A 12490-nucleotide genomic window follows, 5' to 3' on the forward strand; every position below is an offset into this window, starting at 1 on the left:
GAATTCTCGGGGTCGAGCCGGACGAACGGCCCATGCTGCTGCAGGCTCTGGAATGCGGACTCAAACGACCAGCTATTTCGCGCGGCTGTTCGCCGGCGATCTGTCGGCCTTTGGCGGTCCCGCAACCGACGAAGCCGTCGCCGGCCATATCCGCGCCGAACAGATGTCGCTGGTGCTCGGCTATTCCGTCGGCATCATGCTGGCCAATGCCTGCAACGCCGCCGTGCTTGCCATCGCGCTGTGGCATTCGCCGGACCTGAAGCTGGCCTTGATCTGGGCCGTCATCGTGGCGGGCGCCGCGATCGCATTCGGCGTGCAATCCCACGCCGCGCGGCGCATCACCAAACCGCAATTCGTCTCGCGCCGGGCCATGCATCGGCTGGTGCGCAATGCCTTCGTCCTCGGCGCCGCCTGGGGCATCGTTCCGGTCGCATTCTTCGCCGACGCCTCAACCGGCGGGCAGCTCGTCATCACCTGCCTTTGTTCGGGGATGCTGGCGGGCGGCGCTCTGGCCTTCGCCACGATCCCGATCGCGGCGATCGCATTCACGGCCCCGATCTTCGCCGGCATCGCCATCTGCCTCGGCAGGAATGGCGATCCGGCGTTTCTGCTGATCGCCTTCCTGGTGGTGGTGTACGGATCGGTGCTGCTGCGCAGCGTGTTCGTCAATTCGGTCTCGTTCGCGCGGCGGGTGATGCGACAGATCGAGGCGGAACGTACCGTGCGGCAGGATCCTCTCACCCTCCTGCCCAACCGGTTCGCCTTCAACGAGACGCTCGATGCCGCCCTGAAGCGGCTCGCCCTGTCCGGCGAGGAATTCGCGGTGCTGCTGCTCGACCTCGATCGCTTCAAGGAGGTCAACGACCAATTCGGCCATCCCGCCGGCGACGAATTCCTGGTCCAGGTCGCAAGCCGCCTGCAACGCTGCACCCGCGCGGCCGAGCATGTCGCGCGCATCGGCGGCGACGAGTTCGCGCTGGTGATGGCCAATCTCACGCGGCCTGAAGAGGCGCTCGAGCTCGCCGAGCGCTTCGCCGCGGCCTTCGACGAACCGTTCCAGATCGAGGGCCGCCAGATCGTCGGCGCGACAAGCATCGGCATCGTGCTGGCGCCGCGCGACGGCAGCACGCAGCTCGACATCATGAAGAATGCCGACGCCGCGCTCTACCGCGCCAAGAAGGCGGGCCCCGGCACGGTCTGCTTCTTCGAGGAAGCCGACGACCGCTTATCCCGTGATCGCAAGGCGCTGCAATCGGACCTCGAAGGCGCCATCGCGCGCGACGAGCTTTTCCTGGTGTTCCAGCCGTTCCTCGATCTCGATGAGAACCGGATCACCGGCTTCGAGGCTCTGCTGCGCTGGCGGCATCCCTCGCGCGGGCTAGTGCCGCCGAGCGAATTCATTCCGATCGCCGAGGAGACAGGGCTGATCCACGAGATCGGCGAATGGGTGATCCGGCGCGCCTGCGCGACGCTGGCGGACTGGCCGGAAGAGATCAGGGTCGCCGTGAACTTCTCGGCCGCGCAGTTTCGCAACAACGGCCTCCTGCAGATCATCGTGCAGGCGCTTGCCGACGCGAGGATCGCCCCGCACCGGCTCGAGATCGAGATCACGGAATCGATGCTGCTGTCGAAATACGGCTCGGCCGCGTCGGTTCTCAATGCGCTGCTGCAGCTCGGCGTCACCGTGGCGCTCGACGATTTCGGAACGGGCTTCTCCTCGCTCACCTATCTGCGCAAGCTGCCGTTCAGCCGCATCAAGATCGACCAGTCCTTCATCCGCGACATGCTGGTGCAGCCGGACTGCGCCGCGATCGTGAAGTCGGTGATCTCGCTGGCGCGCGACCTGCGCATCGGCGTGGTCGCCGAAGGCGTCGAGACCGCCGACCAGCTCGAATATCTGCGCCAGATCAGTTGCGACGAGGTCCAGGGCTACCTGATCAGCCGGCCGGTGTCGGCCGAAGGCGTTCTGGCGCTGCTGGACACGAAGAAGATGCGGGCGACTTACGCGGCGTAGATCTGCCGCGGCACATCCTTCGAGACGCCCGCCTTTGGAGCCGGGCGAACCATGAGGCCGAGCAGCGAGCTCAGACCGCATCCGCCCGCAGCAACGTATCCACCGTGATGGTGCCGCGCGCGCGGGAGACGCAGGCGCAGATCTTCTGGTTGCTTTGCTTCTGGTGGTCGCTGAAGAAGACGTCGCGGTGATCGATCTCGCCGTCGACGGCGACCACGTCGATGGCGCAGAGGCCGCATTCACCGCGCTTGCAATCGTACATGACGTCGTGGCCGCTGGCGTTGAGCACGTCCAGCATCGAGCGCTCGCGCGGGATTTCGAGCTCGACATCGGAGCCCTTCAGGCGAACCCGGAACGTCTCGGTGGGCAATGTGCCGCTGGAGCCGAACGTCTCGTAGCGGAGATCGGGGAGCGGATGGCCGGCACCGATCCAGGCATGGCGCGCGGCATCCAGCATCCGCATCGGGCCGCAGAACAGCGCCAATGCGCCTTGCGGCAATGACGCGAACAGCGCGTCGAGATCGAGTCGTCTGGCCTCATCGCTCGCATGGACGACCAGACGGTCGCCGAGCATCGCAGCGAGATCGTCGAGATAGGCGGCCTCGCCGCGCGAGCGCACGGCGTAGTGCAGCGTGACATCGGCACCGCGCCGCGCCAGCGCCTGCGCGGCGCCGAGGATCGGCGTGATGCCGATGCCGCCGGCGATCAGGCAATAGCTTTCGCGGGCCCAGTCGACCGCGAGCAGCGAAGCGGGCTGGGTGATGTCGAGCCGCGCGCCGGCTTGTAGCGACCACATATAGCGCGAGCCGCCGCGGGAATCCTCGGCGCGGCGGACCGCGATCCGCAAGCCGCGCGACGCGGCTTCGCCGACCAGCGAATAGGATCGCGTCTCGGGCTGGCCGTCGATGGTTACGCTGACATTGATGTGGCTGCCGACCGGATAGGCGGCACCGTCGAACTGATCCGGCTGGATCAGGAATTCGCGGATGTCGGGGGCGAGATCGCGCGTCGAGACGAGCGTCGCCGGGATCCAGGTTTCGATGAAGCGCATGGCACTGCCCTCAATCGGTTGCGGTCTTGATCAGCGCGAGCGCCGGCAAGAGGTCGAGATGGGTCCGGTTGCGCAGCGCAAGCCGCAGATTGCGGACCGCGAGCCGCGCGTGCTCGCGCATGACCGCCTCGGCGCGGGCGCCTTCGCGGTTCTCGATGGCGTCGATCACGACGCGATGATGCTCCTGCCCGATGATCAGGATCTGCTGCGCCTCGGGCAGCGCGGACTGCGCCATCACGAAGCCGCTGGGCGAGGCGAACGGCAGCGCCGAGGCGCGGTCGATCTGCCGGATCAAAGGGGGGCTGCGCGACAATTCGGTGAGCAGCGCATGGAAGCGCGCGTTCAGCGCGACATAGGACGAGAACGCGTCGACCGAGATCGGCACCTGGCGCAGCAATTCTTCGATCGCGGCGAGGCACTCCTTGAGCGGCTCGAGCTCGCGTGCCGAGACGCCGCGTTCGGCGGCAAAGCGCGCGGCAAGGCCCTCCAGCGTGCCGCGCAGCTCGATGGAATCGGAGATGTCGCGCTCGGAAAACGCCTTCACCATGAAGCCGCCGGACGGGATCGCCTCCAGCAGGCCCTCCTCCTCCAGCCGCACCAGCGCCATGCGCACCGGCGTGCGCGAGGCGCCGGTGGTTTCCACCGCCTGCAGCTCGGAGATGCGCTCGCCCGGGCGCAGAGAGCCCGACAGGATCTGGTCGCGCAGCGCGAGCTGCGCCTTCACGGTCTGCGAGACGGAACGGTCGACCTCACGCTCGGCCATGTCGGCCTACTCCGCAGCCTGGAGATGCTGCGGCGGGTTTTCCTTCGCCACCATCCTGTCGATCAGCTTGCGCGTCCACATCGCGCCGGCGTCGATGTTGAGGTTGTAGAAGATGCGATCGGGGTTCTCATCCATCGCGCGCTGCTGGGCTTCGAGGATCAGCTCGTCCTCGTGGAAGATGCCGGAGACGCCCTCGCGGATCTCGGTGGTGATGCGCTGCTCGCCGATCTGATAGTTGCGCACGAATGCCCAGAAATAGTGGCAGGTCTTCTCGGTCTCGGGCGTGATGGTGTTGAGCACAAAACCGTTGACGCCCTGCGAGCGGTCGCCTTCGGGCGCGCCGGTGCCGGTGGGCGCCACGCCGACGTCGATGGCGATGGTGCACGGCGCCTCGAAGCGGATGATCTGCCAGCGGTCGACGAGGCCGGTCTTGCCGAGCTGCTTGGCCCAGAACGGCGGCGCCTCGATGCCGCGCATCCAGCGCGTCACCGTAACGGTCTTCTCGCCATGGGTGACGTCGAACGGCGCTTCGGCGACCGCGTCATTGCCGATGGAGGAGCCGTGCACGAAGGTCTCGTGGGTGAGGTCCATGAGATTGTCGAGCACGAGGCGGTAGTCGCAATTGACGCGGATGGTCTTGCCATCACCGGCCCAGGCCGGATCGTGGTTCCAGTGCATGTCGGGGACGAGCGCGGGATCGGCCAGCGCGGGGTCGCCCATCCAGAGCCAGATGTAGCGATGACGTTCGACCACGGGATAGGCGCGCACGCAGGCCGACGGGTTGATGGTCTCCTGCGAGGGCATGAAGGTGCAGCGGCCCTGCGCATTGTACTTCAGCCCGTGATAGCCGCAGACGACGGTGTCGCCCTCGAGCCGGCCCTTGGACAGCGGCACCAGGCGGTGCCAGCAGGCGTCCTCCAGCGCGGCCACCGAGCCGTCGGCCTTGCGGTACATCACGACATGCTTGCCGCAGATCGTCCGCGGCAGCAGCGCCGGCTTGACGTCGGCGTCCCAGGCGGCGGCGTACCATGCGTTCATCGGGAAGGGTTTTGTCACCGGTCTCACTCCCAAGGCTTATGAATACGTTATGTATACAATAGCGAGGGCACGAGATTGGTTCAAGGTCGATTTTGGCTTACCAAATTACCATTATCGTCTATTATGTATACAGGATTGACCGGTGCCTTGGCGGCTACGCCCCGAACACCTTCTTCAGCCCCGCCTGGGCTTCTTCCTGAATCCGCTTCAGGTGCTCAGTGCTGCGGAAGCTTTCGGCGTAGATCTTGTAGACATCCTCCGTCCCGGACGGCCGCGCCGCGAACCAGCCGAAATCGGTCTCGACCTTGATGCCGCCGAACGTCTGGCCGTTGCCGGGCGCCTTGCTGAGCGTGGCGCGGACGGGATCGCCGGCGAGATCCTTCAGGCCGAGCTGCTCGGGCGTGACGGACTTCAAGATGTTCTTCTGCGGCGTGGTGGCGGCGACATCGATGCGCGCGTAATGCGGCACGCCGAGCTCGGCCGTGAGGTCGTTGAACAGCTGGCTGGGATCGCGGCCGGTCTTGGCCATGATCTCGGCTGCGAGCAGGCCGAGAATGATGCCGTCCTTGTCGGTGGTCCACACGGTGCCGTCGCGTCGCAGGAACGAGGCGCCCGCACTCTCCTCGCCGCCGAACCCGAAAGAGCCGCCGACGAGGCCGTCGACGAACCATTTGAAGCCGACCGGCGTCTCGACCAGCTTGCGGCCGAGTTTTTTAGCAACGCGGTCGATGATCGAGCTCGACACCACGGTCTTGCCGATCGCCGCGTCCTTGCCCCAGTTCGGGCGGTGCGCGAACAAGTAGGCGATCGCGGTCGCCAGATAATGGTTCGGATTCATCAGGCCGCCGGTGCGCGTCACGATGCCGTGCCGATCGGCATCGGTGTCGTTGGCGAAGGCGACGTCGAAGCGATCGCGCATGGCGATCAGGCTCGCCATCGCATACGGCGAGGAGCAGTCCATGCGGATCTTGCCGTCCCAGTCCACCGTCATGAAGCGGAAGGTCGGATCGATCGCCTCGTTCACCACGGTCGCCTTCAGGCCATAGCGCTCGATGATCGGATGCCAGTAATGCACGGCGGCGCCGCCGAGCGGATCGATGCCGATATTGATGCCGGCGGATTTCACGAGGTCGAGATCGACGACGTTGCCGAGATCGGCGACGTAAGGCGTAACGAAATCATAGGCGCGGACGTTCGACGATTTCAGCGCCTTGGCATAGTCGATGCGCTTTACACCCTTGAGCCCGTCGGCGAGATAGGCGTTGGCGCGTTTCTCGACCACGCCGGTCACATCGGTGTCGGCCGGGCCGCCATGCGGCGGATTGTATTTGTAGCCGCCATCCTCCGGCGGATTGTGCGAGGGCGTGATGACGACGCCATCGGCCAGACCCGACGTGCGGCCCTTGTTGTAGGTCAGGATCGCATGCGAGATGACGGGCGTCGGCGTGTAGCCGCCATCCCTGTCGATCATGATGTCGACGCCGTTGGCCGCGAACACCTCGACGGCGCTGACCAGCGCCGGCTCGGCCAGCGCATGGGTGTCGATGCCGATGAAGAGCGGACCGGTCAGCCCCTTTTCTCGCCGGTAATCACAAATGGCCTGCGTGGTCGCCAGGATATGGCCCTCGTTGAAGCTGTTCTTGAACGAGGTGCCGCGATGACCCGAGGTGCCGAACGCCACCCGCTGTGCGGGATCCGCGACATCGGGCTTGCCGGCGAAATAGGCCGTCACCAGCCGCGGAACGTTGGTGAGCGCGTCCGGCGAGACCTGCTTGCCCGCCGCGGGATGAACATCAGCCACTGAAATATCCTCGTCGTTGAAAGATGAAGGTCCTGTCACACCATACCATCGGGCTTGCACCCGCCAACCCAAAAGCCCTTCGTCAACACTGGCAACAAATGGCCGCATTTGGGGCCGTGAATACAGACATGACCATTTTCGCAACGGCCGTGCTGCTCGCCAGTTCCTTGGTGTTATCGTCTCCGGAACATGTGAGGGAGGCCGACGTCGAGCCCAATCCGATCCTGCGCAATGCGGCGGTGGATCACGACCTCGCCAGGGTGAAGCGACGGATCGAGCGGGCGCTCCACAGCGACGCAACAGATACGACGGAGGCATCCCCTCCTCCGCGCACCGTGCGCTGACGCCACGCGTCGGACCCGTTCCCCGGGCCGTCCGCTCCCACGCACTCGCGGGATCATGCTATGGTTCGAGGCATCCCGGCCCTTCGAATCGTCCCCATGGTCCTCTCGCGCAAGCTGCTGCCCCTGCTGATCGCCTGGCTTGCGCTGGCCGGTGCGTCGTCGCGCGCCATTGCCGCCGAATTCTACACCGAGGACCTCCGCATCCCGATGGCCGAGGCCGGCCCGCAGGGGCTGGAGGCGTTCCTGGTCCGCCCTGCGGGTGCGAAGCGCTATCCGCTCGCGCTGCTCAGCCACGGCTCGCCGCGCAGTTTCGACGACCGCGCGACCATGTCGGCGCACAAATATTACGGCATCGCGCTGGAATATGCCCGGCGCGGCTTTGCGGCGCTTATCGTGATGCGGCGCGGTTACGGCACTTCGCCGGGCGGCCGCGTCGACAGCGTCGGCGGTTGCGCCAATGCCGCTTATCTGCCGGCGGCGGCGGTTGCCGTCGCGGATTTGCGCGCCGCGATCGACGCGATGGGGCGCAGGGCCGACGTGACGACATCGGGCATGATCGCGGCCGGCCATTCCGCCGGCGGGCTCGCCACCGTCGCGCTGACCGCGCAGGCGCCGTCCGGCCTCGTCGCCGCGATCAGCTTTGCCGGCGGCCGCGGCTCGCGCGATCATGACGAGGTCTGCAATCCCGATGGGCTGGTGCAGGCCTTCGCCAGCTTCGGCAAGACCTCGCGCGTGCCGATGCTGTGGGTCTATGCCAGCAACGATTCCTACTTCGGTCCCGATCTCGCGCGGCGCCTCCATGACGGATTTCGCGCCGGCGGCGGCGCCGCGAAATTCATCGCGGCACCGCCTTACGGCGACGATGGCCACTATCTCTATTCCGTCGTGGGCCGTCCGCGATGGACGCCGTATCTCGACGCCTTCCTGCGCGAGCGCGGGCTCGGCCATGATATCCTCAGCCCGCCCGATCCGCTGCCGCCGCCGGGCCAGCTCGACGAGGCCGCGCGCGCCGAATTCGCGCGCTATCTCGCCAGCGCCATGCCGCACAAGGCTTTTGCGGTGTCGCCGAACGGCGGTTACGGCTGGCGCTCAGGACGCGCGACGGCCGACGACGCCCAGAGCGATTCGCTCGGCGCCTGCATGAAATGGTCGCCCACCTGCACGCTCTATGCAGTCGACGACAGGTTGGCTGGCGCGCAAAGGACGTCGACGGATCAGAGCGCCCGCGCGCGATAGGCGCGAGGGCGATCAGATCTTTCGGCAGGTGAGGCTAGAGCCGCTCGCTGAGCGCGAGCTTGTAGCCGACGCCGGTGACAGTCGAGATGACGGGTGTGCCGCTGCCGACGAGCTTGCGGCGCAGCCGCGCCACCAGGGCATCGACCGTGCGGATGTCGACCTCGGCCTGGCGGTTGCTCACGACCTCGATCAGATAGTCGCGGCTGAGCGGCCTGCCGTCGGCGCCGACGAGCGCTGCGAGCAGGTCGAATTCGGCCCGCGTCAACGATACCGGCTTGCCGTCGCTGCCGAGCAACTCGCGCCGCGTCAGGTCGATGATCCAGTCGCCGAACGCGATCGAATTGTGGTTCCGCGCCGCCTTGCGGTCGATCGAACGCCGTCGGAGCACGCTGCGGGCGCGCGCGAGCAGGTCGCGCAGATTGATCGGCTTGGTGACGTAATGGTCGGCGGCGATCTCGAGGCCGAGGATACGATCGACGTCGGTGTCGCGGCGGGTCACGAAGATGATGCCCGCGTTGCTGGTCGCCTGGATCTCCTTGGCGAGCTCAAAACCGTCGCCGTCGGGCAACTGCACGTCGAGGAAGATGAGATCAGTGCGCGCGCGCAGCGCCTGGCGGCATTCCGCGCAGGAGCCGGCACCGACCACGTCGAAATTGTTCTCGCTGAAGTAACCGACCAGCATCGTCCGCGTCACCGGATCGTCTTCGACGACGATCAGCCGCTCGCGGCCAGCGGGACGCAATTCCTGAAGTGCGGAATCAGCCACGATCTTGGATGTCCTGTGTGCCTGCGGGCCCGCCTGAAAATTCAGGTCGTCGCGCAATGCGATGTCTTGTGAACGAGCATTCACAACCGTTCGAGCCCCCGAATTGCCTGCCAGAATACTAGGCGTCTTGTGCCGCCCAAACAACATTGGCCACGATCCAGCCGTATTAAGTATGAATTGGCCCACAATTCTCATCCCGCGCATGGTGTGCCGGAAACCGCCTGCACAAGCGAAAGTTGTGCGAGACTGCAGCCCGAGGCTCCCGCGGCAGCTTGCCCCGCCAAGAGCTTCGAAACTATTGTGCCCCCGAAAAGCCTGCACATGGAGTAGCCGCCATGGAAGTCGTACTGCTCGGCACCGGCGGGCCGCGCCCGGACCCGCGCCGCATGGCGACCACCACGCTGATCAGGCTCGGCGAGGAGAACTTCCTGTTCGACGCAGGCCGTGGCGTCATGCTGCAACTCGGCAAGGCCGGCGTGCCGCTCGGCGCCGTCAACACGGTCTTTCTCACCCATCACCATTTCGACCATATCGGCGACCTCTACGATGTGATGCTGAATTCATGGATGCACGGGCGCAAGGACGAGCTGCGCATCTATGGGCCGCCGGACACCGAACGTCTGGTCAACACGCTGATCACGCAGGTCTACGACAAGGACATCACCTGGCGCGACAAGGGCGAGCCGAGCTTCGGCGGCTGGAAGCCGGTCGTCGCGACGGACATCGTACCGGGCCCCGTTCTCGATACCGGGCGCTGGAAGATCAGCGCCGAGCTGGTGTCGCATGGGGACGGCCTCGACATGCCGCCCGCCTTTCTCCAGCGCTGGATGTGTCTCGGCTACCGCTTCGAGGCGGCGGGCAAGATCATCGCAATTTCCGGCGACACGGTCCCCTGCCCGGGCCTCGAGCGACTGGCGGAGGGAGCCGATTTGCTCGTCCAGTGCTGCTTCCTCGCCACGCCGGAGATCAACAACGAGCACCTCCGCCGCCTTGCGAAATTCACGATTGCCTGCGGCGATACGGTCGGCAAGGTCGCAGCCAAGGCCGGCGTGAAGAAGCTCGCGCTGACCCATCACCGGCCGCGCACCGACGATTCCATGTTGAATGCACTGCTCGCGGACGTCAGGCGGGACTATTCGGGTCCCGTCGTGCTCGGCGAGGACCTCACGCGGATCGAGGTTTGAGAGCCATCAGGCGGCCGGCTTCAGGACGATCCGACCTCGATCCGGAACGACAATTGCTCTTCCGTTCCCGGCGCGATGTGCATCAGGCCCGGCTTGTCGCTGAACTCGCCATCGAAGCCGGCAGGACTGGCATAGCCGCGCCAGGGCTCGATGCAGAGGAACGGCGCGCCTGTCGGCCTCGACCAGACACCGAGCTCGCGAAAGCCGCGCCACGACATTGTCAGCCACGGCCCGCTGGACGCGCCCTGCCCCGCGGCATAGCGGACCGAACTGCTCGCGATCCGGTCGAAGATGATTGCATCGTCGACGAACAGGGAAGCGGACAAGGGCAGCACGGTGCCGTCGACCGGGCTCGGCTCCGCTGCCGGACGCAGCAAGCCGCCATCGAGACGGCGGACGGGGGATGGCTCTGCGTTCGCGAAGGTCAGCGCGTAACTCTCCTTCGCCACTCCCGGTCGGAGCGGCCAGTTGAAAGCGGGATGGCCGCCGAGCGAGGCCGGCAACGTTTCGTTGCCGGTGTTCGCGATCGTGAGCGAAAGATCGAGACCGAATTCGTCGAGCACATAGGTCGCCGTCAGGCGAAACGCGAAGGGGTAGAGCGCACGTGTCGTCTCGCTGTCTTCGAGCACGAGGGCACAGCGACTCTCGCCGCGTTCCGACCACGCAAAGCGGCTGTCCCGCGCGAATCCGTGCTGGGTCATCCGGTACGTCCTGCCCCGGTGCCGCAATTCGTCTTTGGCGAGACGCCCGACGATCGGAAACAGCAGCGGCGCATGGCGCGGCCAGGCCGGCTCCGCCTGCCAGACGAATTCGACGCTGTCCTTGTGCTTGAGCGAGCACATCTCGGCGCCGTGCGCCTTGATGGTCGCGGTGAGAGCGCCGCTGCGGATCGTGTGCGTGTCGTCGGTCATGACCGTCCTCATCGCGAAAGTCGAGGTGGCGGGCGAAGCGCCGCTGCCTCGTGCGAGCAGACCATAAGTATTGGAGGATGTTTTGCCCGCCCCGGTATGGGCGAAGCGAAGCTCAGCTTCGCATCGCCGTGCCAGGTCCGCCTGCCAGGCTTCCTCGTCAGGCTTGGGACGACCGTCCGACGCTCTCATAGACGAACCCAGCCGCAGCCATCTCTTCGGGACGGTAGATGTTGCGGAGATCCACGACGACGGGCTGGATCATGGTCGCCTTCAGCCGGTCGAGATCGAGCGCACGGAACTGCACCCATTCGGTGACGATGACGATCGCGTCGGCGCCTTGCGCGCAGGAATAGGCGTCCTCGCAATAGGTGATGCTGGGCAGCTCGCCCTTGGCCTGCTCCATGCCGACGGGGTCGAACGCCTTCACCTTCGCCCCCATGTCGATCAGGCCGGTGACGAGCGGGATCGACGGCGCGTCGCGCATGTCGTCGGTGTCGGGCTTGAAGGTGAGCCCGAGCACGGCGATGGTCTTGCCGCGCAAGCTACCGCCGAGCGCCTGGCTCACTTTCCGCGCCATCGCGCGCTTGCGGTTCTCGTTGACCGCCAGCACGGATTCGACGATGCGCAAGGAGACGTCATAGTCCTGCGCGATCTTGATCAGCGCCTTGGTGTCCTTGGGAAAGCAGGAACCGCCGAAGCCGGGGCCGGCATGCAGGAATTTGGTGCCGATGCGGTTGTCCAGGCCAATGCCGCGCGCGACCTCCTGCACGTTGGCACCGACTTTTTCGGAGAGGTCGGCGATCTCGTTGATGAAGGTGATCTTGGTCGCGAGGAACGCGTTGGCGGCGTATTTGATCATCTCCGCGGTGCGGCGTTCGGTGAACATCAGCGGCGCCTGGTTCAGCGACAGCGGGCGGTAGATGTCGCCCATCACCTTGCGGCCGCGCTCGTCGGAGGTGCCGACGACGACGCGATCGGGAAACTTGAAGTCGCGGATCGCCGCGCCCTCGCGCAGGAATTCGGGGTTCGAGGCGACGACGACATCCGCCTTCGGATTGGTCTCGCGGATGATGCGCTCGACCTCGTCGCCGGTGCCCACAGGCACGGTCGACTTCGTCACCACCACGGTGAAGCCGGACAGCGACTGCGCGATCTCTTTCGCAGCGGCATAGACATAGGACAGATCGGCATGACCATCGCCGCGGCGCGAGGGCGTGCCGACCGCGATGAACACGGCATCGGCATCCGCAACCGGCTTCGACAGATCGGTGGTGAAGTCGAGCCGCTTGGCCTTCACATTGGTTACGACCAATTCGTCAAGGCCGGGCTCGTAGATCGGGATCTCGCCGCGATGAAGCGCTGCAATCTTCTTCTCGTCCTTG

11 protein-coding genes are annotated in these 12490 nt (G+C 65.9%); 4 read left to right on the forward strand and 7 right to left on the reverse strand.

Annotation, left to right across the window (positions count from 1 at the left end; genetic code table 11):
* The first annotated feature begins 52 nt into the window (after positions 1–52).
* The gene (locus JQ572_RS33050; RefSeq protein ID WP_211387021.1) at positions 53–2014 is read left to right on the forward strand and encodes a putative bifunctional diguanylate cyclase/phosphodiesterase; all 1962 of its coding nucleotides are present in this window, start codon (positions 53–55) and stop codon (positions 2012–2014) included.
* A gap of 70 nt (positions 2015–2084) precedes the next feature.
* On the opposite strand, the gene JQ572_RS33055 is transcribed toward JQ572_RS33050, so the two are convergent.
* The 4 genes from JQ572_RS33055 to pgm form a co-directional block, all read right to left on the reverse strand.
* Positions 2085–3065 (reverse strand): PDR/VanB family oxidoreductase, encoded by a 981-nt coding sequence (locus JQ572_RS33055; protein WP_211387022.1) that lies wholly within the window; start codon positions 3063–3065, stop codon positions 2085–2087.
* A 10-nt stretch (positions 3066–3075) separates the two neighbouring features.
* Positions 3076–3828: a GntR family transcriptional regulator gene (locus JQ572_RS33060; protein WP_211387023.1), complete on the reverse strand. Its 753-nt coding sequence runs from the start codon at positions 3826–3828 to the stop codon at positions 3076–3078.
* Between the two features lie 6 nt (positions 3829–3834).
* Complete coding sequence (locus JQ572_RS33065) at positions 3835–4884, reverse strand: aromatic ring-hydroxylating dioxygenase subunit alpha (protein ID WP_211387024.1); 1050 nt, start codon at positions 4882–4884, stop codon at positions 3835–3837.
* Between the two features lie 136 nt (positions 4885–5020).
* Positions 5021–6667 carry a phosphoglucomutase (alpha-D-glucose-1,6-bisphosphate-dependent) gene (pgm, locus tag JQ572_RS33070; protein ID WP_211387025.1) on the reverse strand — a complete coding sequence of 549 codons (1647 nt, stop codon included), beginning with the start codon at positions 6665–6667 and terminating at the stop codon, positions 5021–5023.
* Positions 6668–6795: 128 nt separating this feature from the next.
* On the opposite strand from pgm, the gene JQ572_RS33075 reads away from it, so the two are divergent.
* The gene (locus JQ572_RS33075) at positions 6796–7011 is read left to right on the forward strand and encodes a hypothetical protein (RefSeq protein WP_211387026.1); all 216 of its coding nucleotides are present in this window, start codon (positions 6796–6798) and stop codon (positions 7009–7011) included.
* Between the two features lie 96 nt (positions 7012–7107).
* Entirely contained in the window at positions 7108–8247 is a 1140-nt protein-coding gene (locus JQ572_RS33080) for an alpha/beta hydrolase family protein (protein ID WP_211387027.1), read from the forward strand.
* A 34-nt stretch (positions 8248–8281) separates the two neighbouring features.
* On the opposite strand, the gene JQ572_RS33085 is transcribed toward JQ572_RS33080, so the two are convergent.
* A complete protein-coding gene (locus JQ572_RS33085; RefSeq protein WP_211387028.1) occupies positions 8282–9097 on the reverse strand; it encodes a response regulator in 816 nt (271 codons plus the stop codon).
* 251 nt (positions 9098–9348) lie between these two features.
* On the opposite strand from JQ572_RS33085, the gene JQ572_RS33090 reads away from it, so the two are divergent.
* Positions 9349–10197 carry an MBL fold metallo-hydrolase gene (locus JQ572_RS33090; protein WP_211387029.1) on the forward strand — a complete coding sequence of 283 codons (849 nt, stop codon included), beginning with the start codon at positions 9349–9351 and terminating at the stop codon, positions 10195–10197.
* A gap of 20 nt (positions 10198–10217) precedes the next feature.
* Here the strand turns inward: JQ572_RS33090 and JQ572_RS33095 are convergent, their stop codons facing one another.
* Both JQ572_RS33095 and JQ572_RS33100 read right to left on the reverse strand, forming a co-directional pair.
* Positions 10218–11108 carry an aldose 1-epimerase family protein gene (locus tag JQ572_RS33095; protein ID WP_211387030.1) on the reverse strand — a complete coding sequence of 297 codons (891 nt, stop codon included), beginning with the start codon at positions 11106–11108 and terminating at the stop codon, positions 10218–10220.
* 157 nt (positions 11109–11265) lie between these two features.
* A partial coding sequence (locus tag JQ572_RS33100) for a UDP-glucose dehydrogenase family protein (RefSeq protein WP_211387031.1) occupies positions 11266–12490 on the reverse strand: 1225 nt, incomplete at its 5' end.

The organism is Bradyrhizobium sp. SZCCT0153 (assembly GCF_018129995.1).
Lineage (GTDB): Bacteria > Pseudomonadota > Alphaproteobacteria > Rhizobiales > Xanthobacteraceae > Bradyrhizobium > Bradyrhizobium japonicum_G.